The sequence below is a fragment of the Streptomyces sp. NPDC008092 genome (assembly GCF_042957285.1).
GTDB lineage: Bacteria > Actinomycetota > Actinomycetes > Streptomycetales > Streptomycetaceae > Streptomyces.
This window is the reverse complement of sequence record NZ_JBIBHY010000007.1, coordinates 149,964-173,984: the sequence shown is the minus strand read 5'-3', so window position 1 is coordinate 173,984 and position 24,021 is coordinate 149,964. Positions and strand designations below refer to the sequence as shown.

Annotated in this window: 22 protein-coding genes; 11 read left to right on the top strand and 11 right to left on the bottom strand. The window is 73.5% G+C overall.

Annotation, left to right across the window (positions count from 1 at the left end; translation table 11 throughout):
* The first annotated feature begins 136 nt into the window (after positions 1-136).
* Complete coding sequence (locus tag ACFZB3_RS23800; RefSeq protein ID WP_391378175.1) at positions 137-1,576, top strand: GNAT family N-acetyltransferase; 1,440 nt, start codon at positions 137-139, stop codon at positions 1,574-1,576.
* 73 nt (positions 1,577-1,649) lie between these two features.
* On the opposite strand, the gene ACFZB3_RS23795 is transcribed toward ACFZB3_RS23800, so the two are convergent.
* Positions 1,650-2,828, bottom strand: coding sequence for a PLP-dependent transferase (locus ACFZB3_RS23795; RefSeq protein ID WP_391378173.1), 1,179 nt, complete (start codon positions 2,826-2,828; stop codon positions 1,650-1,652).
* A 59-nt stretch (positions 2,829-2,887) separates the two neighbouring features.
* Between ACFZB3_RS23795 and ACFZB3_RS23790 the strand changes: the two genes are divergently transcribed.
* The 6 genes from ACFZB3_RS23790 to ACFZB3_RS23765 all read left to right on the top strand — a co-directional run bounded on the left by ACFZB3_RS23790 (position 2,888) and on the right by ACFZB3_RS23765 (position 8,979).
* Positions 2,888-3,379 (top strand): AsnC family transcriptional regulator, encoded by a 492-nt coding sequence (locus tag ACFZB3_RS23790; RefSeq protein WP_391378171.1) that lies wholly within the window; start codon positions 2,888-2,890, stop codon positions 3,377-3,379.
* Between the two features lie 33 nt (positions 3,380-3,412).
* The gene (locus ACFZB3_RS23785; protein WP_391378168.1) at positions 3,413-5,101 is read left to right on the top strand and encodes a DUF885 family protein; all 1,689 of its coding nucleotides are present in this window, start codon (positions 3,413-3,415) and stop codon (positions 5,099-5,101) included.
* Positions 5,102-5,282: 181 nt separating this feature from the next.
* A complete protein-coding gene (locus ACFZB3_RS23780) occupies positions 5,283-5,963 on the top strand; it encodes a hypothetical protein (RefSeq protein ID WP_391378166.1) in 681 nt (226 codons plus the stop codon).
* A gap of 143 nt (positions 5,964-6,106) precedes the next feature.
* Positions 6,107-6,334 carry a 4Fe-4S domain-containing protein gene (locus ACFZB3_RS23775; protein ID WP_391378856.1) on the top strand — a complete coding sequence of 76 codons (228 nt, stop codon included), beginning with the start codon at positions 6,107-6,109 and terminating at the stop codon, positions 6,332-6,334.
* A complete protein-coding gene (locus ACFZB3_RS23770) occupies positions 6,321-7,715 on the top strand; it encodes an FAD-dependent oxidoreductase (protein WP_391378164.1) in 1,395 nt (464 codons plus the stop codon). The genes ACFZB3_RS23775 and ACFZB3_RS23770 overlap by 14 nt, the downstream gene beginning before the upstream one ends.
* Before the next feature lie 34 nt (positions 7,716-7,749).
* Positions 7,750-8,979: a cytochrome P450 gene (locus ACFZB3_RS23765; RefSeq protein ID WP_391378162.1), complete on the top strand. Its 1,230-nt coding sequence runs from the start codon at positions 7,750-7,752 to the stop codon at positions 8,977-8,979.
* A 7-nt stretch (positions 8,980-8,986) separates the two neighbouring features.
* Here ACFZB3_RS23765 and ACFZB3_RS23760 read toward each other — a convergent pair whose 3' ends face one another.
* Complete coding sequence (locus tag ACFZB3_RS23760; protein WP_391378160.1) at positions 8,987-9,502, bottom strand: Imm21 family immunity protein; 516 nt, start codon at positions 9,500-9,502, stop codon at positions 8,987-8,989.
* A 47-nt stretch (positions 9,503-9,549) separates the two neighbouring features.
* Positions 9,550-10,023, bottom strand: a complete 474-nt coding sequence (locus tag ACFZB3_RS23755; RefSeq protein WP_391378158.1) for a rhodanese-like domain-containing protein — start codon at positions 10,021-10,023, stop codon at positions 9,550-9,552.
* Positions 10,024-10,159: 136 nt separating this feature from the next.
* On the opposite strand from ACFZB3_RS23755, the gene ACFZB3_RS23750 reads away from it, so the two are divergent.
* Positions 10,160-10,606: a winged helix-turn-helix transcriptional regulator gene (locus tag ACFZB3_RS23750; RefSeq protein WP_391378156.1), complete on the top strand. Its 447-nt coding sequence runs from the start codon at positions 10,160-10,162 to the stop codon at positions 10,604-10,606.
* A 183-nt stretch (positions 10,607-10,789) separates the two neighbouring features.
* Here the strand turns inward: ACFZB3_RS23750 and ACFZB3_RS23745 are convergent, their stop codons facing one another.
* The 5 genes from ACFZB3_RS23745 to ACFZB3_RS23725 form a co-directional block, all read right to left on the bottom strand.
* On the bottom strand, positions 10,790-13,780 hold the full coding sequence (locus ACFZB3_RS23745) for an AAA family ATPase (protein ID WP_391378154.1): 2,991 nt from the start codon (positions 13,778-13,780) through the stop codon (positions 10,790-10,792).
* Between the two features lie 40 nt (positions 13,781-13,820).
* On the bottom strand, positions 13,821-14,984 hold the full coding sequence (locus ACFZB3_RS23740) for an exonuclease SbcCD subunit D C-terminal domain-containing protein (protein WP_391378152.1): 1,164 nt from the start codon (positions 14,982-14,984) through the stop codon (positions 13,821-13,823).
* A gap of 154 nt (positions 14,985-15,138) precedes the next feature.
* Positions 15,139-15,900, bottom strand: a complete 762-nt coding sequence (locus ACFZB3_RS23735; protein WP_391378149.1) for a cupin — start codon at positions 15,898-15,900, stop codon at positions 15,139-15,141.
* The gene (locus ACFZB3_RS23730; protein WP_391378147.1) at positions 15,894-16,820 is read right to left on the bottom strand and encodes a DUF6807 family protein; all 927 of its coding nucleotides are present in this window, start codon (positions 16,818-16,820) and stop codon (positions 15,894-15,896) included. The genes ACFZB3_RS23735 and ACFZB3_RS23730 overlap by 7 nt, the downstream gene beginning before the upstream one ends.
* Positions 16,817-17,935 (bottom strand): Gfo/Idh/MocA family oxidoreductase, encoded by a 1,119-nt coding sequence (locus tag ACFZB3_RS23725; protein WP_391378145.1) that lies wholly within the window; start codon positions 17,933-17,935, stop codon positions 16,817-16,819. The genes ACFZB3_RS23730 and ACFZB3_RS23725 overlap by 4 nt, the downstream gene beginning before the upstream one ends.
* A gap of 454 nt (positions 17,936-18,389) precedes the next feature.
* Here ACFZB3_RS23725 and ACFZB3_RS23720 point away from each other — a divergent pair, with 454 nt between their 5' ends.
* Positions 18,390-18,521, top strand: a complete 132-nt coding sequence (locus ACFZB3_RS23720; RefSeq protein WP_391378143.1) for a hypothetical protein — start codon at positions 18,390-18,392, stop codon at positions 18,519-18,521.
* A 57-nt stretch (positions 18,522-18,578) separates the two neighbouring features.
* Complete coding sequence (locus ACFZB3_RS23715; RefSeq protein WP_391378141.1) at positions 18,579-20,432, top strand: right-handed parallel beta-helix repeat-containing protein; 1,854 nt, start codon at positions 18,579-18,581, stop codon at positions 20,430-20,432.
* Positions 20,433-20,465: 33 nt separating this feature from the next.
* On the opposite strand, the gene ACFZB3_RS23710 is transcribed toward ACFZB3_RS23715, so the two are convergent.
* The 3 genes from ACFZB3_RS23710 to ACFZB3_RS23700 all read right to left on the bottom strand — a co-directional run bounded on the left by ACFZB3_RS23710 (position 20,466) and on the right by ACFZB3_RS23700 (position 23,065).
* Entirely contained in the window at positions 20,466-21,653 is a 1,188-nt protein-coding gene (locus tag ACFZB3_RS23710) for a cytochrome P450 (RefSeq protein WP_391378139.1), read from the bottom strand.
* 121 nt (positions 21,654-21,774) lie between these two features.
* Positions 21,775-22,401, bottom strand: coding sequence for a YigZ family protein (locus ACFZB3_RS23705; protein ID WP_391378137.1), 627 nt, complete (start codon positions 22,399-22,401; stop codon positions 21,775-21,777).
* 28 nt (positions 22,402-22,429) lie between these two features.
* On the bottom strand, positions 22,430-23,065 hold the full coding sequence (locus ACFZB3_RS23700) for an ABATE domain-containing protein (protein WP_391378134.1): 636 nt from the start codon (positions 23,063-23,065) through the stop codon (positions 22,430-22,432).
* 226 nt (positions 23,066-23,291) lie between these two features.
* Here ACFZB3_RS23700 and ACFZB3_RS23695 point away from each other — a divergent pair, with 226 nt between their 5' ends.
* Positions 23,292-24,008 (top strand): alpha/beta fold hydrolase, encoded by a 717-nt coding sequence (locus ACFZB3_RS23695; protein WP_391378132.1) that lies wholly within the window; start codon positions 23,292-23,294, stop codon positions 24,006-24,008.
* Positions 24,009-24,021: the final 13 nt, after the last annotated feature.

The following is a 24,021-nucleotide window of genomic DNA, read 5'->3' as shown; positions in this document are numbered from 1 at the left end:
AGGAATCGGTCATTTCACAGCCCGCGACAACCCGGGAACCGCCACAAAAGGAACGTAAGCATGCTTTACCCATCGGTCACAGAGCGTTCGTGATCACGCAACACCGTTGCTTCACAGTGGCTGCATGAATCGAGACATGTCTGATGTGACACGCGCAAGGAACGGACGCCCCGTCCACCACTGGCGACGGGACGTCGTCGAGCTCGCCGCCCTGTTCACGGCGGTCGCGGTGGCCGACGGGGTGGCGAACCTGGTCGGGCACGGGCCCGGCGGGCCCGCCCTGCTGACGATCTCGGCGCTGGTGCTGGCGGCGACGGCGGGCTTCCACGTCTGGTGGGCGAGGCGCCCAGGTCACGCACCGCCGGTGACGGATACCGATACCGGCGCCCGGCCGGCCGTCACCGAGACACGGCAGGCCGGAGCCGGCGCGGACGCCTCGGGAACCGGCGACCGGGCGAGCACGCTGTGGCGGCTGCGGACGACGGTGCGGGACGAGCCGGGCTCGCTGGCGGCGCTGTGCAGCGCGCTCGCCGGGCACCGCGTGGACATCCTGAGCCTGCAGACGCATCCGCTGGGCGACGGCACGGTGGACGAGTTCCTGCTGCGGGCCCCGGGTGAGCTGATCGCCGGTGACATCACGCGGGCGGTCGCGCTGGCCGGGGGCACGGACACCTGGATCGAGCGGGCCGACGCGCACGATCTGGTGGACGCGCCGACCCGGGTCCTGGGGCTGGCCACGCGCACCGCCCTGGACGCGGCGGAACTTCCGCTGGCCCTCCGGCAGTTGTTGGGGAGGTGCACGATCCGTTCGCTCCCCGCCCACCCGGTCGGCGGGGCCCGGAGCCCCGAGGCGGTTCCCGTCGAAGGGGCGCTGGAGGACACCGTGATGCGGTTGCGTGCGCCGGAGGGGGGAGCGATCACCGTGGAACGGCCTTATCTCCCGTTCACGCCGACCGAGTTCGCGCGGGCGCGGGCGCTGGTGGAGCTGGACGCCCGGCTCGGACCGCGCATCCCGCGCAGCCAGGACGTGGTCTCGCTCCCCGCGGGCAGCGAGATCACGGTGCGCCGGGCCGACACCGGTGACCTGGAGGCGGCGCGGGCGATGCACGAGCGCTGCTCGACACGGACGCTTGCGCTCCGCTACCACGGGCCGGTCGGGGACGCGGACCGCTACCTGAACCACCTGCTCAGCCCGCGCTTCGGCAGGACGCTGGCCGTGCAGACCGCCTCGGGCCGGATCGTCGGCCTCGGGCATCTGCTGTGGGACGGCGACGAGACCGAGGTGGCGCTGCTCGTCGAGGACGACTGGCAGCGGCGCGGTATCGGCGCCGAACTGCTGGGACGGCTGGTGAGGATGGCGGTCGAGGCGGGTTGCGAGAGCGTGTACGCGGTGACGCAGGCGTCCAACACCGGGATGGTGGCGGCGATGAGGGGGCTGGGGTTGCCGCTCGACTATCAGATCGAGGAGGGGACGCTGGTCATCACGGCTCGGCTGACGGCGGAGCGGGGTGACGCCGTGACTGCCGCGGGGTGGCTCTCCGGTGCGGGTGAGTTGGGGAACGCCGAAGCGCCGTAGGGCGTACGGCCGGTCGGCGACTGCGGGAGCGTGGGGGCTGGTCGCGCAGTTCCCGCGCCCCCGAAGGGGCGCGTCAAAGTGGCCCCAGTGCCACATCCAGGTCCGCCCACAGATCGTCCACGTCCTCCAGGCCCACCGACAGCCGCAGCAGCCGGTCGCTCACGCCGGCGCTGCGGCGGTCTCGCTCGTCGACGACGCGGTGGCTGATGGAGGCCGGGTGCTGGATGAGGGTGTCGACGCTGCCGAGGCTGACGGCCGGGGTGATCAGGCGTACCCGGGAGATGACCTCGTGCGGGTCGTCGAACACCTCGAAGGCGATCATCGCGCCGCCCAGCCGCGGGTAGTGGACGCGGGCGACGCGCGGGTCGGCGGTGAGGCGGCGGGCCAGTTCGGCGGCGGAGGCGGAGGCGGCGCGGACCCGCACCGGGAGCGTGGCGAGGCCGCGCAGCAGCAGGTAGCCGGCGAGCGGGTGCAGGACGCCGCCGGTGGCGAACCGTATCTTCCGGAGCTGTCCCGCGAACTCCTCGTCGCAGGCGACCACTCCGCCGAGCACGTCGCCGTGGCCGCCGAGGTACTTGGTGGCGCTGTGCAGCACCAGGCGTGCGCCGAGTCCGGCGGGGCGTTGCAGCACGGGAGTGGCGAAGGTGTTGTCGGCGAGCAGCGGCACCGTGCCGCAGGCGTGGGCGACGGCCCGCAGGTCGAGTTCGGCGAGGGTCGGGTTGGCCGGGGACTCGACCAGCACCAGCCCGGTGCCGGGGCGCAGCGCGTCGGCGATGCCGGCCGGGTCGGTCCAGGTGACCTCGGTGCCGAGGAGGCCGGCGGTGAGGAGGTGGTCGCTGCAGCCGTAGAGGGGCCGTACCGCGACGACATGGCGCAGACCGGTGGCCGCGCGGGCGAGGAGGACGGCGGACAGGGCGGCCATGCCGCTGGCGAAGGCGACCGCGGCTTCGGTGCCCTCCAGGCGGGCGAGGGCGGTCTCGAAGCGGGCGACCGTCGGGTTGCCGAGCCGTCCGTAGACGGGCGGGCCGGAAGGGTCGGCGCCGTCGGTGGCGAAGGCGTCGACGCGGGCGGCCTCGGCACGGCTGTCGTACGACGGGTAGGTGGTGGACAGGTCGATCGGCGGGGCGTGCAGGCCCTGGCGGGCGAGGTCGTCGCGGCCGGCGTGCACGGCCTCGGTGGCCAGGGCGCGCGGGGTGCGGGTGGCGTGGCCGCCGACGGCTGCCGGGTCGTCGTAGGTGCTTGCTGTGTCCATGACGGCAGGGTGAACAATCGACGGAGCCTGCGAGGTGAGACCCGTGTTACGTTCGACCCATGTCCGATTCCGTCGTACTGGATCCGGTCGATCTGCATCTGCTGCGGCTGCTGCAGAACGACGCCCGGACCACCTACCGCGATCTCGCCGCCCAGGTGGGCGTGGCGCCGTCGACGTGTCTGGACCGGGTGACCCGGCTGCGCCGCTCGGGGGTGATCCTCGGGCACCGCCTGGAGCTGGATCCGGCCAAGCTCGGCCGCGGTCTGGAGGCGTTGCTGTCGGTGCAGGTCAGGCCGCACCGGCGGGAGTTGGTGGGGCCGTTCGTGGAGCGGATCCGGGCGCTGCCGGAGTCCCGGACGGTGTTCCATCTGACCGGTCCGGACGACTACCTGGTGCATGTGGCCGTGGCGGACATGGCGGACCTGCAACGGCTGGTCCTGGACGAGTTCACGGCGCACCGGGAGGTCGCCCGGGTGGAGACCCGGCTGATCTTCCAGCAGTGGGAGTGCGGGCCGCTGCTTCCGCCGGTGTCGCCGGCCCGATCCCCGTGACGGGCGGCGGTCCGTCGTACGAGGATGGACCGCATGTCACAGACCAGTAGCCCGCTGCCCCGTCAGGTCGCCGACGCCTTCGTCGACGAGCTCATCGCCCTCGATCCGATCACCGGTACCTTCCTCGGCGACAAGGAGAGTTCGGGCCGGCTGCCCGACAAGTCGCCGGCCGGCGCCGAGGCGCTCGCCCGGCTCCAGCGCGACACGCTCGCCAAGCTCGACGAGGCCGAGCGGCAGCCCGGTGCGGACAGTGACATCGAGCGTCGCTGCGCGCGCCTGCTGCGCGAGCGGCTCAGCGCCTCCCTCGCCGTGCACGACGCCGACGAGGGCCTGCGTTCCGTCAGCAACCTCAGCTCGGCCGCGCACGCGGTGCGCCAGGTGTTCACCGTGACGCCCACCGCCACCGAGGAGGACTGGGCGGCGGTCGCCGAGCGGCTGCGCGCGGTGCCGGCCGCGCTGGAGGGTTACCGGCAGTCCCTCGAACTCGGCCTGGACCGGAAGCTGTACGGCGGTCCGCGGGCCACCGCGACCTTCGTCGGGCAGCTCGGCCAATGGGCCGACACCGGCGACGGCAAGGGCTGGTTCGAGCAGTTCGCGGCGTCCGGGCCGGAGGCGCTGCGCGCGGAGCTGGACGAGGCGGCCCGCGCCGCCACCGCGGCGGTGCTGGCGCTGCGCGACTGGATGCGGGACGTGTACGCGCCGGCGGTCGAGGGCGCGCCGGACGTGGTGGGCCGGGAGCGGTACGCCCGCTGGGTGCGCTACTTCAACGGCACCGATCTCGACCTGGACGAGGCGTACGCGTACGGCTGGTCCGAGTACCACCGGCTGCTCGGCGAGATGAAGGCCGAGGCCGAGAAGATCCTGCCGGGCGCGGCCACGCCGTGGGTGGCGCTGGCGCACCTGGACGAGCAGGGCACCCACATCGAGGGTGTCGACGAGGTGCGCGGCTGGCTGCAGTCGGTGATGGACGAGGCCATCGAGAAGCTGAACGGCACCCACTTCGACCTGGCCGAGCGGGTGCGCCGGGTGGAGTCCCGGATCGCTCCGCCCGGCAGCGCGGCGGCGCCGTACTACACGCCGCCGTCGGACGACTTCACGCGCCCGGGCATCACCTGGCTGCCGACCATGGGCCAGACCCGGTTCCCGGTCTACGACCTCGTGTCGACCTGGTACCACGAGGGTGTGCCCGGCCACCACCTGCAGCTCGCGCAGTGGAAGCACGTCGCCGAGAACCTGTCCCGCTACCAGGCCAGCGTGGGCATGGTCAGCGCCAACGCCGAGGGCTGGGCGCTGTACGCGGAGCGGCTGATGGACGAACTGGGCTTCCTCACGGACCCGGAGCGCCGCCTCGGCTACCTGGACGCACAGATGATGCGGGCCGCGCGGGTCATCATCGACATCGGCATGCACCTGGAGCTGACGATCCCGGACGACTCCCCCTTCCACCCCGGGGAGCGCTGGACGCCCGCGCTGGCGCAGGAGTTCTTCGGCTCGCACAGCAGCCGGCCCGCGGACTTCGTGGAGAGCGAGCTGACCCGCTACCTGTCCATGCCGGGGCAGGCCATCGGCTACAAGCTGGGCGAGCGGGCCTGGCTGCTGGGCCGGGAGCAGGCCCGGGAGCGGCGGGGCGCCGGCTTCGACCTCAAGTCCTGGCACATGGCGGCCCTGTCCCAGGGTTCGCTGGGCCTGGACGACCTGGTGGACGAGCTGTCGCAGCTCTGACGGTACGGGCTGCGCCCGACCGGGCGGCGGTACCGTGCGGGCGCCCACGGCCGGTGGACGCCCGGCGGCAGCCGCGACCGGGCCGGCGCGGTCTGCCGTTCGGGCGTGCTCCGGTGGCGGCGGCCGGAGCCGGCGGGCTTGCTGGTGCCGGGGGCCACCGGACACAGGAAGCGAGCCGCGGATGCAGACCTCCACGCACCCGAGGGAGCCGTTGCAGACCCCGCGTGCCGCGGGCGTGGCCGGGATCGTCTTCGCGCTGCTGCTGGCCGCCGCCATGGTGCTGATCCGGCTGGCCATCCCGCAGGGCGCCGACGCGGTCACCGCCCAGCAGCCGGATCCCGCCCGGCGCAGCGCCGTCCACGCGGCCCTGCTGCTGGTGCCGTTCGCCGGCATCTTCTTCCTGTGGTTCGTCGGCGCCGTCCGCTCGCACGTCGGCGACGCCGAGGACCGGTTCATGGCCACCGTGTTCCTCGGCAGCGGCCTGGTCTTCACGGCCATGATGTTCGCCGCCGCCGCGGTGGCCTCGGCCGTGCTCGGCACCGCTCATCCGGCGGGCACCTCGCCGTCCCGGCCCACCTGGGACTTCGGCCAGGATCTCGCGTACACGCTGATGACCGGGTACGCGATGCGGATGGCCGCCGTCTTCACCTGCTCCGCCTCGGTGATCGGGCACCGCCTGCGCATCCTGCCGCGTTGGCTCACGCTGCTGGGCTTCCTCAGCACCCTGGTCCTGCTGTTCGTGTCGTCCGCCGTGCCCTGGGCCGAGCTGGTGTTCCCGGCCTGGTCGCTGCTGCTCAGCGTGTACATCGTCGGGGCGAGCTTCCGCCGCGCCACCGCGGTGCCGGCGGCCCCGCCGGGCTGACGGCTCACCCGATCGGCGGGCCCCGGCGCGCGACGGCACGACCGGGCTCCCATGCTGGCGTGCGGGGAGTTCTCCGCCGTCCGGGCCTGGCACGACGGACCGCGGTACGCACCGGACCTGGCCACCGGAAGGGCGGAGCCATGATGCGCCTTGTCGTCGACCTCAACAGATGTCAGGGGTACGCGCAGTGCGCGTTCCTCGCTCCGGACGTCTTCGCCATGCACGGCGAGGAGTCCCTCGTCTACAACCCGCAGGCCGAGCAGGAGCACCGGGAGCGGGTGGCGCGCGCCGTCGCCGCCTGCCCGGTGCAGGCGATCACCGCCGACGGCCTGGACGGATTCGCGGGAGGGGCCTCCGATGCCGCCCGCTGACTATCTCGACTGGCTGCGCCGCGAGGGCCGGATCGTGATCGTGGGTGCCTCGCTGGCCGGGCTGCGGGGTGCCGAGACGCTGCGTGCCGAGGGGTTCTCGGGCGAACTCACCATGATCGGCGACGAGCCGTACGAGCCCTACGACCGGCCGCCGCTGTCCAAGGCGGTGCTGCTCGGCAGGGCGGCCCCGCACCACACCGCGCTGCCGCACCGCAGGGAGATCGACGCGAAGTGGCGGCTGGGCGTCGCGGCGACGGGTCTCGACGTCGAGGCCAAGCGGGTCCGGCTGGCCGACGGCGACGAGGTCGAGTACGACCGGCTGCTGATCGCGACCGGGGTGCGGGCCCGGCCCTGGCCCAGGGAGGACGAGGCCCGCCTGGAGGGCGTGTTCACGCTGCGCACCCGGGACGACGCGGCCGCGCTGCTGCGCCGGATGAAGGCCGGGCCGCGCCGGGTGTTCGTGATCGGCGCCGGGTTCACCGGGTCGGAGATCGCCTCGGCCTGCCGCGAGCAGGGCATCGCGGTCACCGTCGCGGAACGCGCGGGCGCGCCGCTGGTGGGCGCCCTCGGCGGGGTGATCGGCGCGGTGGCGGCCGAGATGCAGCGCGAGAACGGGGTGGACCTGCGGACCGGGGTCATGGTCACCGCGCTGGAGGGCGACCCGGCCGGGCGGGTGCGGGCGGTCCATCTGTCCGACGAGTCCGTCGTCGAGGCGGACGTGGTGATCGTGTCGCTGGGCGCGACCCGCAACACCGACTGGCTGGCCGGTTCCGGTCTCGGCGCGGGCCCGCGGGGCATCGCCTGCGACGCGGGCTGCCGTGCCTTCGACTTCCGGGGCATCGTCACCGACGACGTCTTCGTCGCCGGCGACGTCGCCCGGTCCCCGCACGCGCTGTTCGGCTACCAGTTCCTGTCCCTCGAGCACTGGGGCAACGCGGTCGCGCAGGCCGAGATCGCCGCGCACAACATGATCAGCCCGAGCGCCGAGCGCAGGCCGCACCTGTGGGTGCCGGCGTTCTGGTCGTCGCAGTTCGGGGTGAACATCAAGTCGGTCGGGGTGCCGCCGATGGGCGAGCAGATCATGATCACCCAGGGTTCGCTGGCCGAGCGCCGGTTCGTCGGGGTGTACGGCTACCAGGGCCGGACGATCGCGGCGGTGAGCTTCGACAACACGCGGTGGCTGGAGTTCTACCAGCGGCAGATCGAGAAGGCCGGGCCGTTCCCGGTGGAGTTCCCGACCGTGGACCGCCGTCCCGAGGGCCGGGTGCCGGTCGACGCCGACTTCCCGGACCCGGCCCTGCCGACGCACGCCCCCATGGTGACCCTCAGCGGCTACTCGCCGACCGACACGCAGCTGGTCTTCCACCCCGGCCGCCACTGACCGCGACCGGGCCCCGACGCTCCAAGGAACTGTCATGACGCAGACCTCGATGTTGCGCCAGATCACCGACTTCGCGAACCGCGCCGACCCGTACCCGCTGTACGAGGAACTCCGCAAGACCCCGGTGCTGCACGAGGAGGAGGACGGCCCCTACATCATCAGCACCTACCACGACATCGAGGCCCTGCTCCATGATCCGCGGATCAGCTCCGACGAGTCCAACGTGACCGTGGGCAGGGACGACGAGCTGTCCGGCCCGGAGGCCACGGGGCTGCCGCCGAGCTTCATCCGGCTCGACCCCCCGGAGCACGACCGGCTGCGCCGGATCGCCAACAGCTCCTTCGGTCCGCCGCACCAGCCGCACCGGATCGACAACATGCGGGGCCAGCTGGAGGAGATCGTCACCGAGCTGATCGACGGTCTCGGGGACGCCCGGGAGATCGACCTGGTCGACCAGGTCGCCTACCCGTTCCCGGTCACCGTGATCTGCCGGCTGCTCGGCGTGCCGCGCGAGGACGAGCCCCGCTTCCGGGCCTGGGTCGACCCGATCGTGGCCGGTCTGGACCCCGACAGCAGTACCGCCGACGAGTCCGCGAGGACCGCGCAGGAGGCCCGGCTGCAGCTCGGCATGTACCTGAACGGGCTGGCGGAGCAGCGCGCCAAGGAGCCGCGCGAGGACATGCTGTCCGACCTGGTGCACAGTCACGGTCCGGACGGGGCCATGACGACCATGGAGGTGCTCAGCACCTCGGTGCTGCTGCTCATCGCCGGCCACGAGACGACGGTCAACCTCATCACCAACGGCATGCTGACGCTGCTGCGCCACCCGCAGTACCTGGAGCGGCTGCGCGGCGACCCGGGGCTGTCGGTGCGGATCGTGGAGGAGTTGCTGCGCTACGAGCCGCCGGTGCAGCTGCTGCCGCAGCGCACCTGCATCACCGACCTCGAAGTGCACGGGGTGACGATCCCCAAGGGCTCGCGGATCTGGCTGGTGCTGGCCGCGGGCAACCGGGACCCGCACCGGTTCACGGACCCCGACCGCTTCGACCCGGACCGGCAGGACATCCAGCACCTCGGCTTCGGCAGCGGCATCCACAGCTGCTTCGGCGCCCCGCTGGCCCGTCTGGAGGCCCAGATCGCGCTGGCCCAGCTGGCCCGCCGGCTCGACAACCCGCGGCTCGTCGAGGACCCGCCGCCCTACCGCCCGAACGCGGTGCTGCGCGGGCCGCGCCACCTCAACATCGCGATCGACGGCATCAAGTGACGGCTCGTCAGGACGGGAGTCTGCGCAACTGCACCAGGCCCAGCCAGGTTTCGGGGCCCGGCCTGGTGTAGGCGGCGCGTACCGCGTAGGTGCCGGGCTCCAGCGGGACCCGCAGGTGGTCGCCGCCCTCGGCCTCGCCGCCCGGCCAGGCGGAGTCGAACAGGACGACCGGGCCGGGTACCTGCCAGCGGATCTCGCTCTCCCACGCGGCAGCGTCCAGGGCGGCGGGCACCTGCGCCAGGAGCTCCTCCTCCGAGTTGGCGGCGGACCACCGTACGAAGGTGCCGTGGTCCGGCAGGAAGGACGTCGAGGCGGGTTCGTCGCCGAGGACCAGGGCGGTGCTGTCCCCGACCGGGAGCAGTCCGACGTAGCCGTCGACCTCGCAGGCCCGGTCGTAGTCGGTGGCCAGGTCCTCGCTGTCGGCGCCGGCCCAGAACGGCAGGACCGTCTCCGGGACCGCCACCAGCGGGCCGCCGCCCGACTCCACCCACTCCACCGCGCCTGGATCCGCATATCGAGTCATGGGGTGAACCTACACGGACAGCGACGGCACAGGTTCGCCTCCGGGAATCAGCAACCGCAGTCGCCCTCCACGGGTGCGGTCAGCGGGTCCGGGGCGCGGCGCTCGCGCCCCTGCCAGGTCTCGAACTCGAAGCCCTCACGCACCCAGTACTCGAATCCGCCGAGCATCTCCTTGACCCGGTAGCCGAGTTCGGCCAGCGCCAGGGCGGCCCGGGTCGCGCCGTTGCAGCCGGGACCCCAGCAGTACGTCACCACGGGCACGGCCCTGTCGAGCAGCCCGGCCGCCTGCTCGGCGACGAGCGCGGTGGGCAGGTGGACGGCGCCGGGGATGTGGCCCTGGTCCCAGGATGCGGTGGAGCGGGAGTCCAGGACGACGAAGCCGGGGTCACCGTCGGCGGCGAGGGCGGCAGCCACGTCGGAGACGTCGGCGTAGAGGGTGAGGCTCGCCCGGAAGTGGGCGGCGGCCTCGGCGGGGGCGGCGGGGGCGACGCGCAGGACTGGGTTGGCGGTGGTGACGGTCATGTGGGGCCTTTCGCCGGCCGCCGTCGGTGCAGCGGATCTCCATGTCCGCAAATCTACGAGGGCGACGGGGCGCCCTGAAGGCGTGATCCCCGGCCCTGCCCTTGTCCGGCCGGGGATTCCCTGTTATCCATCCTCCATGACCGAGTTTTCCCCGGACGCCACCGACCGGCACATCCTCGACGTCCTGCAGCGCGAGGGCCGGGCCAGCTTCGCCGAGCTGGCGCGGGCCGTCGCGATGTCCCCGAGCGCGGTGACCGAGCGGGTGCGCAGGCTGGAGGAGGCCGGCGTGATCCAGGGATACGCGGCGGTGGTGGACCCGGAGCGGCTCGGCCTGCCGATCCTCGCCTTCGTCCGGCTGCGCTACCCGAACGCCAACTACAAGCCCTTCCACGACCTGGTCGCCGCCACCCCGGAGATCCTGGAGGCGCACCACGTCACCGGCGACGACTGCTTCGTCATCAAGGTCACCGCCCGCTCGATGCGGCACCTGGAGGAGGTCTCCGGCCGCATCGGCACGCTGGGCTCGGTGACGACGAGCGTCGTCTACTCCTCGCCGCTTCCGCGGCGGGCTGTCGGAGTCTGAGCGCTCCCCGGTCTGCCGTCTGCGGCGCCGTCGTGGCTGGTCGCGCAGTTCCCCGCGCCCCTTCGGGGGCGCTACACCGGGCCCCGTAAGGGGCGCTGGGGGTACCCCCGGCCGAAGGCTGGGGGAGGAACTGCGCGACCAGCCCCGGCCCGCGGTGTACGGACCGCGCAACCGGCGGAACGCTCAGACCCCGCGCTGCCGCAGGGCCGAGCCCGTTCTCCCCTTGGAGACCTCCAGCTGGGCGTGGACCCGGCGGCGCAGGTCGGCGACGTGGCTGACGATGCCGACGCTGCGGTCGCGTTCGCGGAGGGAGTCCAGGACGTCGAGGACCTCGTCCAGGGTCTGGTCGTCGAGGCTGCCGAAGCCCTCGTCGATGAAGAGGGTGTCGAGACTGACGCCGCCGGCCTCGTCGGTGACGACGTCCGCGAGGCCGAGGGCGAGCGCGAGGGAGGCGAAGAAGGTCTCGCCGCCGGAGAGGGTGGCGGTGTCCCGCTCGCGTCCGGTCCAGGCGTCGACGACATGCAGTCCGAGGCCGCTGCGGCCGCGTCCGGTGCGGTCGTCGGAGTGGACCAGGGTGTAGCGGCCGGACGACATGCGCTGCAGGCGTACGGTCGCGGCCGCGGCGACCTGTTCCAGGCGGGCGGCCAGGACGTACGACTCCAGGCGCATCCTGCGCTCGTTGTCGGCGGAGGTGCCGGCGGTGAGCCCGGCGAGGCGGGCCACCCGGTCGTACTCCTCGCGCAGCGGGGCGAGCCGGCGTACGCCCTCGGTGGCGCGGGCGGAGAGCCGGTCGAGTTCGGCGCAGCTGCGGGCGGCCCGGTCGCGGGCGGAGGCGGCGTCGCGCAGCCGCCGGGCGGCCAGGGCGGCGGTGCGCTCCGCCGCGTCGAGGTCGGCGGGCGGCCGCTGGGCGGCGGCCGCGGTGTCGGCCTCCGCCAGCACCGCGCGCACCGCGGCCTCCTCGGACTGCCGCTCGTCCAGCCGCCGTTGGAGTTCGCGGTGGGCGGTGTCGTCGAGGAGGGCGGCGGCCGCGGCCTGCGGGGTGTCGAAACCGGCCCGGTAGGCGGCGTCGGCGAGCCGGGCGTCGGTGTCCTTCAGGTGCCGGGCGGTGTCCTCGGCGGCACGGGCGGTGTCGGCGGCGTCGGTGAGCAGCGCCACCTGCCGCTCCAGCTGCGCGGCCCGCGCGGACACACTGGCGGCGCTCCCCCGGGCCCGGTCCAACTCCGCTTCCAGGGCGGCCTGTTCCGCGTCGAGGCCCTCGCGCCGGGTCAGCCGTGCGGCGGCCCTGACCTCGGCCTGCTGCCGCTCGGTCAGCCGGCGCTCGCGCTCCTGCTCGGCCAGCCGCAGCTCCTCGTGCGCCGCGTGCAGGGCGGAGCCCGCCCCCCGGGCCTGGGTGTACTCCCGCTCCAACTCGCTCGCCTGCGAGGCCAGTTCAGCGGTCGGGGTGTCGCCCGCCTCGGCGGTGGCGGCGGCCAGTGCCTCGCGTGCGGTACCGAGCCGCCGTTCGTCCCGGGCGCGCTGCTCGTCGGCGCGCTGCAGGGCGGCGAGCGCGCCCTCCTCGGCCGCGCGGTCGACGTGGCCCGCGAACTTCTCGGCCGGCGCCGGGTGTTCGGTGGCCCCGCAGACCGCGCACGGCTCTCCCTTGGTGAGCTGTGCGGCCAGCTCGGCGGCGATGCCGTTCAGCCGCTGTTCCTTGAGGTCCAGCCAGTGCGTCCGTGCGTCGACGGCCCGCTCCGCGGAGGCGAGGGCGGTGCGCTGGGCCTCGTCGGTGTCCCGGCCCAGCTCGTCCCGCAACCGCGCGGCCTCCAGCCGCCGGCGGGCGGGGTCGCGCTGTACGGCGAGTTGCTCGGCGCGGGTCGCGGCGTCCTGGGCGGAGTCGACACGGGACTGGAGTCCCGCGCGCCTGGCGTCCCAGCCGGCGAGCCAGCCCGCGGCCTCGCGCAGGGTGTCCTCGTCGTCCCGCTCCTGCCGGTCGAGCCGGCCCCGCTCGTCGACGACCTCGGCGAGCCGTCGCTCGGCCCGGCGCGCGGACTCCAGCCCGCCCAGCTCCTCGGCGGCCTTGCGGGCAGCCGCGGCGAGCCCCGCCGCACCGGCCCCGGCGAGGGTCTCCGGCAGCAGCGCCCGCGCGCGCACCTCGGCGCCGGCCACTCTGCGGTGCTCCTCCTCGGCGGCCTCCCGCAGCTCCAGCGCCGGCGCCACCGCCGCCGCCTTCCGGGCCCGCTCCATCCGCGCCTGCGCAGCCAGGTGGTCCCCGGCCCGCTCCTCCAGCCGTCCGGCCCGCTGCCGCGCCTCGGCGAACCGGGCCTGCAACCGCGCCAGTTCGCGTACGTCGGCCAGCGCGCGGTCGGCGGCGAACTGGGCGGACTCGGCGGCGGTGAGCCGGCAGTGGGCGACGGTGAGGCGCTCCCGGGCGGTGCTGCGGGCCACGGCCGCGGCGGCGAGGACGGCGGCGGCCAGGCCGGGCTCGCCGGGGGCCGCCTCCGGCAGCTCCATGGCGTCACCGGCCTCCTGCTGCATACGGTGCGCGTCGGCCAGCAGCACGGAGTCGCCGTCCCGGACCCGGGCCTCGGTGGTCCTGCGGCGCTCGGCGAGGCGCTTCTCGACGTCGGCGAAGCGCTGGGTGTCGAAGAGCCGGCCGAGCAGCTGACCGCGCGCGCCGGCGTCGGCGCGCAGGAAGCGGGCGAAGTCGCCCTGCGGCAACAGCACGACCTGGCAGAACTGCTCGCGGCTCATGCCGAGCAGCTGGGTGATCTCTTCGCCGATCTCCTGGTGGGAGCGGCTGAGGTCCTTCCAGGCGGCGGCCTTCGCGTCGTACTCGCGCAGCCAGGTCTGGGCCTTGTCGAGGGTGGTGCCCGCGCCGCGCTTCTTGGGGCGCTCCCAGGGCGGCTGCCGGGTGATCTCCAACCGGCGTCCGGCGACGGTGAGTTCGAGGCGGACCTCGGTGCGGGTGGCGGGGTCGGCGTGGTCGCTGCGCAGGGTGAGGCCCTGGCCGGTCTGCCGGGCGCCGGGGACGGTGCCGTAGAGGGCGTAGCAGACGGCGTCCAGGACGGAGGTCTTCCCGGCGCCGGTCGGGCCGTGCAGGAGGAAGAGCCCGGCGGCGGAGAGCGCGTCGAAGTCGACGCTCTGGGAGCCGCCGAAGGGGCCGAACGCGGTGATGTCGAGCCGGTGGAGCCTCATGCGGCCACCTCCGTGCGGCGGCGCCGGTGCGGACGCGCTGTCACCGGGCCACCTCGCGTACCGTGCCGTCCGCGCGCACCGCGTCGAACGCCTCGCCCAGGACAGCCAGTTCGTGTTCGTCGGGGCCGGCGCCGCGCACGTGGGCGACGAAGTCCTCGGCGATCTGCCGGTCGGTGCGGCCGGCCAGGCGGCGGGCGTAGGAGACGTCGGGGTCGTCCGGGGCGCGGTCGGGGTCGAAGACCAGGCTGAGGGTGTGCGGGAAGCGGTCGGTGAGGCGGGCCATGGGGTCGGCGGGGCGGACCGGGTCGGTGAGGGTGGCCTCCACCCAGGCGTCCTCGTGGGGGGTGAGGGCGGGGTCCGCGAGGAGGTCGTCCAGGGTGCCGCGGATGCGGGCCAGGGGGCGCGGGACGGGACAGTCGAGGCGCTCGGCGGTGACCGTGCCGTCGGCGGCGAGGTCGACGAGCCACATGCTCTTGCGGTGGGCGGCCTCGGAGAAGGAGTACGCCAGCGGGGAGCCGGAGTAGCGGACGCGTCCGGTGAGGGTCTGGCAGCCGTGCAGGTGGCCGAGGGCCACGTAGTCGACGCCGTCGAAGACGCCGGCCGGGACGGCGGCCACGCCGCCCACCGTGATGTCCCGTTCGCTGTCGCTGGGCTCGCCGCCGGTGACGAAGGCGTGCGCGAGGACGACGGAGCGGGTACCGGGCGGGCGGGCCGCCAGGTCGGCGCGGACCCGGTCCATGGCGGCGGCAAGCACGGTCTCGTGCCCGGCCCGCTCGACCGCGAACTCGTCCTTCACCAGGGCGGGTTCGAGATACGGCAGGCCGTAGAAGGCGACGTCCCCGAAGGCGTCGGCGAGCACCACCGGGGTGCCGCAGGCAGACGGCTCGGTGCGCAGGTGGATACCGGCGCGGTCGATGAGACCGGCGCCGACACCGAGGCGGCGGGCCGAGTCGTGGTTGCCGGAGATCATCACCGTGGGCACGCCGAGGCCGGCGAGCCGGTGCAGGGCGTCGTCGAACAGCTCGACCGCGGCGAGCGGCGGCACCGCGCGGTCGTAGACGTCCCCCGCCACCACCACGGCGTCGACGGCGTGCTCGCGCACGGTCGCCACGAGGTGGCCGATGAACTCCGACTGGGCGCCGAGCATGTTGACGCGGTGGAACGCCCGGCCCAGATGCCAGTCGGAAGTGTGCAGGATTCTCATGAAACCACCCCGACCTGCACACTTACCCCTATTGCACCTATTTGACCCGCATGAACCGGCACGGGGACTCCCCGGCAACGCCTGCCACGCTAACGCATACCACCCCCTGATCCACCACGGACCTCGCGTTCCCCGGGCTCCGCGCACACCTCTGCTAGTCCCCCGCGTACGGGAGGGTCACGCCCGGCAGGCTGTACTCGTCGCGGCGGCCGCACATCCCGAACCCCCCGAGCCGCGTGGGCGCGGTCAGGTACGCGGTCGCCTCGCCGAGGTACGACGGCTCGCCGGCCTGCAGCGCGTCCAGCTGGGCGCCGGTGCGCTCGGCGGCGGCGAGCGCACCGGCCCGCCACAGCTCGCGCCAGCGCGGCACCCGGTCGCGCACCAGCCGGGCGGCGGCCCGCTGGAACTCGGCGTACGGGCCGGCGTCCCCGGCGACCAGCGCCTCCCGCAGACCGAGGTAGCCCTCGACGGCGAGGTCCCGGCGCCTGCGGGCGGCCTGCTCCGCCGCGGCTCCCGTGCCCGGCGGCAACGTCGCCACGGCCGCGTACCGTTCGGGGTCGGCGAGCACCTCGGGCGGGAAGGTGAAGACGGCGTCCCCGGCCTCCGGCAGTCCGCTGTTCTGCATCAGCACGGTGATGCGCAGATCACCGCCCTGCACCATGCGGTGCACGGTGCCCGGGGTGAACCAGGCGACGGACCCGGGCGCCAGCGGGGTGTCCCGGTAGCCGTCCGGGCTGAGCGTCTGCACGGCGCCCCGGCCGCCGGTGACGACGTACGCCTCGGTGCACACCAGGTGGAGGTGCGGGCTGCCGCCGCAGACGCCGTCGGCCGCCTCCCAGTCGTAGGCGCTGAGGTGGGACAGGCCGACGGCGCCGGGGAGCGGGTGCGGGAGGGCGGGCTCGGGTCCCGTCACCACGGCAGGCCCGCCAGGTGTGCGGCGACCCGGTCGGCGTCCCAGGCGCCGTCGGCGAAGACGATCCGGTAGCGGTAGGCGAAGGACTCCCCCGGCGGCAGGGCGAACTCGTCGAAGAACGCCCACGAGAACGCGGCCGTGGGGATCGGTTCGGCGCGCACGAACCAGTGCGACTCGTGGATCGCCTCGCGGGCGTCGAGGTTCTCGGGCGCGTGGGCGAAGACGATCGTGGAGTACCCGTCCACCTCGTCGTGCTCGGCGGTGTAGGCGAGCCACGGGCCCTGGGTGCCCATCAGCTTCTCGGCGCCGGTGACGGAGTCCGGGCCGAACGCGGTGCCGCCGGTGAAGTCACGGGGGCCGCGCCACTGGAGCCCGGTGTATCCGGCCATCTCGCGGCCTTCGGTGGTGGGGGAACCGAAGGTCAGCGGCTCGCCGCGGAGGTTGGTGAGACGGATCGTCCAGTCGAGCGCCCAGGCGCCGGCCTCCTCGTCGACGGAGTGGACGGTGAGCCCGCGTACCTCCCGTGCCCATTCGGCGCCGCCGTTCTCCACCCAGGTCAGCTCCTCGGTGAAGGCGAACCGGTCGGCCGCGACGTCGAACCCGGTGAAGCCGTCGTGCCGCATCGAGCCGACCCGTGCGGGCAGCACCTGGTAACCCTGCCCGGGGACATAGGTGTTGCCGCCCCAGAAGTTCTGCCCGGACAGGTGGCTGGCCGTCATCTGGAGGCCCTTGTGCCAGCGGTGGTCGCTCGGCCGGTAGCCGGTGACGGTCCGGCCGGCCAGCGTGCGCACCGGGTGGGCGTACGGCTTGCGCGCCTCGTACGCCTCCGGGTCGGGCCGGTAGACGTACCGCAGGATCTCGGTGCCGTCCGGTGCCGCGACCGCGATGTGCTCGCCGTGGACGTGGCTGACGCGGATGCTCATGCGCGCTCCTCGGTGGGGGCCCAGTGGGGGTGGTCGCCGTGCATGGCTGCGTAGTAGGGGTCGCCGGGGCCGATCTCGCCCGCGTGCACGGGGCGGCCCGTGAACGCCGACTTGTAGAGCGCGGCGGCGAATTCGAGGGTGGCGCGGGCGTCGGGTCCACTGCCCGGGGGCCGTACGTCCGCGTCGAGGGCGTCGAGGAGGACGCCGAGCTGCGCGGTGTGCGAGCTGGGCACGTCCGCCCCCGGGGTGCGCCAGGCGTCGGCGCGGGCGGCGGGGACGTGCGGGGCCGGGGTGTAGACCCAGTCCTCGTTGCGGTGCCCGTAGAGGTGGGTGAGTTCGACGGTGGCGTCCGCGCAGTCGACACGGATGCGGCTCACCTCCTGCGGGGAGAGCACGCTGTTGACGACGGTGGCGAGTGCGCCGTTCGCGAAGCGGACGAGGGCGGTGGACACGTCCTCGCTCTCGGTGTCGTGGACCAGGCGGGCCGCCATGGCCCGGATCTCCGTCCACGGGCCGAGCAGGTGCAGCAGCAGGTCGCACTGGTGGATGCCATGGCCCATGGTCGGGCCGCCGCCCTCGCTCGCCCAGGTGCCACGCCACGGCACGGCGTAGTAGTCGGCGTCCCGGTGCCAGGTGGTCTGGCAGTGCGCGACCAGCGGGGCGCCCAGCTCGCCGCCGGTGATCAGCTGCCGGGCGTGGACGGCGCCGGAGCCGTAGCGGTGCTGGAAGACGACGGAGGCGTAGCCGCCGGAGGCCTCCTCGGCGGCGGCGATCTCGTCGTACTCGGCGAGGGACAGGCACAGCGGCTTCTCGCACAGCACCCAGGCACCCGCCTTCAGCGCGGCCACCGTCTGCTCGCGGTGCAGGGAGGGGGGTGTGCCGACGAGGACGAGATCGGGGCGTACGGCGTCCAGCATCTCGTCGACGGAGGTGTACCCGGCGACGTCGCCGCCGGCGAGTTCCCGGAAGGCGTCGAGGCGGGCCTGGTCGACGTCGACCGCGGCGACCAGTCCGGCGCGGTCGGCGTGGGCGGTGAGGGCGGGCAGATGGCTGCCGCCGACGATCGAGCCGGTGCCGATCACGGCGACCCGGCGGCGGGTCCGGTGCGGGGGCATGCGGTCCTCCTGGGGGTGCGGGGGCCAAGACGCGGAGAAAGCGCTTGCTCTCGAAGGGACCCTAGATCCGGAGGAATGTCAGGACAACCCCCCGCGCGGTGATGGCCGGGAGAAGCGGGCGGGGTGGCCGAGCGGCGGCGGGGCGGCGGGGGGCGAGGGAGCTTCCCCCTCACCATGCGTAAGGAATCTGGAAATCACGCAACTCCCGCGCTATATAAGGCGATCAGCCGAGCTGAAAGTTTTCAACTACGTCTTGCAAGTCGGTCGGGGCGCTTGTTAGCTTCCAGCCGAGCCTCACATCCCGCATGCATCACCGCGCATCACCGACGGCCGGCCCCACCGGCGGCGGAGGGAGCCGTATGAAGGTCGGTACCACCGGGCGGCCGAGCAGGCGACGGCCGGCCTCGGGTACGAGGGGCAGCTCCAGGGGCAGCCGGTCGCGGCCGACGGCTACATGGCTCCGGGAGCGATCCGCGGGGCGCGCCGACAGGGTTACGACGTGCCGGGCGACGTCTCGGCCGACGGCTACGACGGCTCCGTGACCATGGACTTCGTCTACCCGCCGGCGAACTCCTCGGCTCTGTGACGGCACAGCACGCATTGGCAGCGATCAACACTCACGGATGCCCCGGAGGGACTGTCCATGTCTCGGTTCGCGTTTCTCGGAGTCGCACTCGCGTTGCTCGGCGGCGCCGGCAGTCCTCCTGCCGTGGCGGTGGCGAAAGCCGCCCCGGTGGTGGTCGACGTGGACGGCTACGGCGCCGACCCGACGGGCCGTACGGACTCGACGCCCGCCGTCACCGCGGCGCTGCGGCACGCCCGGAGCATCGGCCGGCCGGTCAGGATCGTGTTCTCGAAGGGCACCTACCAGCTGTACCCCGAGCGGGCCGAGACACGTGAGCTGTACGTGTCCAACACCGTGGGCGCCGACCAGCGTTACCGGGACAAGAAGATCGGGCTGCTCATCGAGGACATGCACGACGTCACCGTCGACGGCGGCGGGGCCGAGCTGGTCTACCACGGTCTGCAGACGGCGTTCGCGTCGATCCGCTCGACGAACGTGACCTTCACGAACTTCTCCTTCGACTACGCGGCCCCCGAGGTCGTCGACGCGACCGTCGCCGCCACCGGTGTCACCGACGGGCACGCCTACCGCGTCCTGTCCGTTCCCGCCGGCAGCCCCTACCAGGTGAACGGCACGCACATCAGCTGGCTCGGCGAGACCAGCCCGGCCACCGGGCAGCCGTACTGGTCCGGTGTCGACGGACTCCAGTACACCCAGATCCACGACCCCGGGGCACAGCGGACCTGGCGCGGGGACAACCCGCTGTTCGACGACGTCGCCGCGGTCACCGACCTCGGCCACCGCCGGATCCGGATCGACTACACCACGGCGGCCCGCCCGGCCGACGCCGGGCTCGTCTACCAGATGCGCAACATCGAGCGGACCGAACCGGGCGCGTTCATCTGGCAGTCGAAGAACGTGACCCTGCGCTCGATGCACGCCTACTACCTCCAGTCCTTCGGCGTGGTGGGGCAGTTCAGCGAGAACATCTCGATCGACCGGGTGGACTTCGCACCCGATCCGGCGTCCGGCCGCTCCACGGCCTCCTTCGCGGACTTCGTGCAGATGTCCGGGGTCAAGGGGAAGGTCTCGATCACGAGAAGCGTCTTCGACGGGCCGCAGGACGACCCGATCAACATCCACGGCACCTATCTGGAGGTCGTCGGGAAGCCCGGCCCGTCCACCGTCACCCTCGCCTACGAGCACCCGCAGACCGCGGGATTCCCGCAGTTCGCCCCCGGTGACGAGGTCGAGTTCACGGACAAGCGCACGATGACACCGCTGACGGGCGCGCACGCGGTGGTCACCGCGGTCGACGGGCCGAGCGGAACGGACCACGACAAGCCGCTCACCACGATGACCGTCACCCTCGACCGGCCGGTCCCCGACGGGACCGAGATCAACGGCACGGTCGTCGAGAACATCACGGCCACCCCGTCGGTCGTCATCTCGCACAACGTGTTCCGCAACGTCCCGACCCGCGGCGTGCTGGTCACCACCCGCAAGCCCGTCCTCATCACCGGCAACCGGTTCGACGGGATGTCCATGGCCGGCATCTACGTCTCCGCCGACGCCTACCAGTGGTACGAGTCCGGTCCGGTCACCGACCTCACGATCCGCGGGAACACCTTCACCCGGCCCACCGGTCCGGTCATCTTCGTGGAGCCGACCAACCAGGTCGTCGACCCGGCGCACCCGGTGCACCACGGCATCAAGGTCGAGCGGAACGCGTTCGACATCGGCGACGTCACCGTCGTCGACGCCAAGAGTGTCGGCGGCTTCGCCTTCACCGGCAACACCGTCCGGCGCCTGGACGGCCAGGACCGACCGCCGTACACCTCACCGCTGTTCGTCTTCCACGGCAGTTCGGGCATCCGTATCGCCCACAACCACTACGACAAGGGTCTGAACACCTCGGTGGTCACGGACTGAGCCGGGCCGGGCCGGCCGGTCCGCCGGGGGGTGTCAGGCCGGCCGCCGGGTCAGCCGGACCGGGACCTCGACCGGTCCCTGGACCCCGGACGGCGGGCCCCACCGGACGCCGCCCGTCGGCTCGGGTGCGCCGAATCGTGCCGCCAGGGCGCGCAGCACGGCGGTCAGCTGGAGTTCGGAGGCCGTGGCGCCTATGCAGTAGTGCAGGCCGGCGCCGAAGCTGAGGTGCGGCCGGGACGGCACGCGCCGCGGCCGGTAGGCGTCGCCGTCGGGTTCCGCGTCGCGGTTGGCCTGCACCGCGCACAGGAGTACCGGACGGCCGGGCTCCAGTGTGCGGTCGGCCAGCGTCAACGGCTGTTCGGTGAACCGGATCTGGATCGGCGCCGTCGGCATCCAGCGCAGCAGCTCCCGCACCGCGGACCGGGCGGCCGTCTCGTCGCCGGCCGCCGCCGACCAGGTCCGCGGATGGTCCGCCAGCACCGCGACCAGCTGGCCGAGCGTCAGGCGGTACGGCTCGAACCCGATGAGGAGCGACATCCGGGAGCGGGTCCAGTCCGGGCGCTCGGCCGCGGTGACGCCCTCCCGGCGGGCCAGCCGGCCGAGGAAGTCCTGCACGTGCTCGACCGCCGCCTTGGCCCGCGCGAGCGTCTCCAGCGGCATCAGCCGGTGGACGAGCGCCAGGTCCCGTACCGGTTGCGCGATCTCGCGGTACGTCCCCTTGCCGACGTCGAGCAACCGCGCCGCCTGCGCGTCCACGACGGCGTCGGCGACGTCCGCCACGAACTCGCACGCGCCGTCGAGTCCGGCGGTCGCGGCGAGGGCCTCGGCGGCGGCGAACGCCGGGTCGAAGGCCGGGCCGCGCAGGAGGGGACGCATGCGCTGCCGCAGCGCGTCGTGGTCGCGGGCCCGGGAGAAGATGAGCAGCGAGGCGAACCAGGATCCGACCGCCCGGTCCGTGACCCCGGAGCAGCGGAGCTGCCGCCAGGGGTCGTGCACCAGGGTCGGCTGCCGCAGCAGCCGCCCGACCGTGGCGTGATCGCAGACCACGGGACCGTAGATGCTGTCCGGAAGCAGGCCCTGGGTGCGGGCCGTGTGCAGGCGGCGGTCGTCGAACCGGAAGGAGGGGGAGCCGACGTCGACGAACGGCCGTGCCGCGCCGGCGGGGGTGTCGGGGGGAGTGCCGAAGGGAGTCTCGTCTCCCTCGGCGACCTGCAATGCCATCGCGTGGCCTCACTCGTGGGGTCAAGGGCCCGCGCGGCCCGAGCGCCTTCGCACGTACGCGAGTCATTGTGGGCGGGGTGCCCGGCCGCCGGTCAGGTCCCCGAACAGGCGTCCCCGGTCGTCACGCGTCCCCGTAGGCCTCCCCGCCCAGTTCGAGGGTGGCGGTACCGGCCGTCGCGTCGGCGAGCCAGGCGCGGAAGGCGTCCACGTCGGCGTCCGGCAGGCCGATCTCGATGGTGACGGCCTCGCCGTAGCGGACGTCGCGGACCTCGCGGCCGGTGGCGCGCAGGTCGTTCTGCACCTTGCCGGCCCGCTGGTGGTCGACGGTCACCGCGGCCAGCCGGAAACGGCGCCGGGTGCGGGTGCCGACGGCGTCGAGGGCCTCGCCGACCGCACCGCCGTAGGCGCGGATGAGGCCGCCGGCGCCGAGCTTGACGCCGCCGTAGTAGCGGGTGACGACGGCGACGACGTACCGCATGTCGCGGCGGAGCAGCATCTGGAGCATGGGGACGCCGGCGGTGCCGCCCGGTTCGCCGTCGTCACTGGCCCGCTGGGTGGCGGCGTCGGCGCCGATGACGTAGGCCCAGCAGTTGTGGGTGGCGTCGGCGTGCTCCCTGCGGACCGCCGCGACGAAGTCCTGGGCCTCCTGCTCGGTGGCCGCCGGGGCGAGGGCGCACAGGAAGCGGGAGCGGTTGACCTCGGTCTCGTGCGTGCCCGGGCGGGCGACTGTGCGGTACTCGTCCTGCATCCGCCCACCCTATGCGGACGCCGCCGGGTCACCCGCTGCCCGGGGGCAGCTCCTCTCCCAGGTCTCCCAGGTGCTGCCCGCGCGTGCGCTCGTAGTGGCGGGCGACCCTCACCCGGTTGCCGCACACGTTGGCCGCGCACCACGCCCGCCGCTTGGTCGCGGCGAGAAACAGCATCGAGCAGGTCGGATTCGCGCACCGGCGCAGGGTGGCCAGCCGCTCGGGCGAGGCGAGCAGTTCGATGGTCTCGCGGGCCACGGCGGCCAGGGCCGCATTGCCGCCCTGTTCGGTGTGCCAGCGGGTCCGTGCGGTGATACCGGACTCACCCCTGACGAGGCGTGGGCTCGTGGGCACGGCCGCGGCGGCCGCGTTGATGTCCTCGACGGAGGTGTCCTTCGGCGGCCGGCCTGCCAGGTGGGCGTCGAGCACGTCACGGATCGCGGACCGCAGCGCCCGGGTGGCCTCGGGGCCGGGGACGGGCCCCTCGGGCAGCCGTGGCGCCTGCAATCGCCACCAGGTTGCGACGGCCGCCGGTGTGCCGATCAGGTCGACCTGCGGTTGCGCGGCGAGCATCAGGGTGTCCGCGAGATCCAGGGCGACCGACGGTTCGCCGCCCATCGGAAAGCCGGCGCGCTGCATGTCCACAAGTCGAGGCGATGTCGTCATGCACCCCATCCTACCCATTAGCTTCCATCACCCCGATGCCAGCGGTTCGCAGCGAGAGCCCATGAAGCCTAATGCTTACATCTAGCCTGTTGCCATTATTTCCCTAACGTGTATAGCCTCCCATTAGGAATTAGACGGCGCGGGGGTCGGGGCCTTCCCAGGTGACCTGCCCACCGTGGGCGGGAGACCTCCCCGCACCGGGATGGCGAGAGAAAAGGAACGAAACATGTCCACGAACCACATCGACGTCGTGCTCGTGCACGGTGCCTGGGCCGACGGATCGAGCTGGTCGAAGGTGATCGGCCCGCTGAAGGCCGACGGCGTTCGGGTCGTCGCGGCGCCCCTGCCCCTGACCTCCCTGACCGACGACGTCACGGCGCTCGACCGCGTTCTGGATCGGCTCGGCGGCACGGTCGTCCTGGTCGGTCACGCCTATGCGGGCACGGTCATCACGGCGACACGCCATCCGAAGGTCGCCTCGTTGGTCTATGTGGCGGCGCTCGCACCCGACGAGGGAGAGTCCGCCGGCGACGTGTTCCACCGCGGGAGGCCGCACCCGCTGACGCCGAAGCTCGCACCCGACGCCCACGGGATGGTCTGGCTGTCCGACAGGGACTTCACGGACGCCTTCGCGCAGCACGCCTCAGCCGAGGAGCAGGCGATCCTGGCCGCCGCGCAGCGCCCCATCGGCGCCCCCAGTATCGGGGCACCCATCGAGCGGCCGCTGTGGAAGGACCGCCCGAGCTGGTTTCTGGTCGCCGAGGACGACCGCATGATCGCCCCGGAGACTCAGCGCTTCACGGCCGAACGGATGGGTGCCCACGTACGCACCCGCCCCGTCGACCACACGCCGCAGGTCACCGCGCCCCAGGACGTCGTGGACATCGTCCTCGACGCCGTGCGTGACGTGGTGACGACCGCGCACCCGGCCCGCACGAGCTGACCCCCAGGAGAGG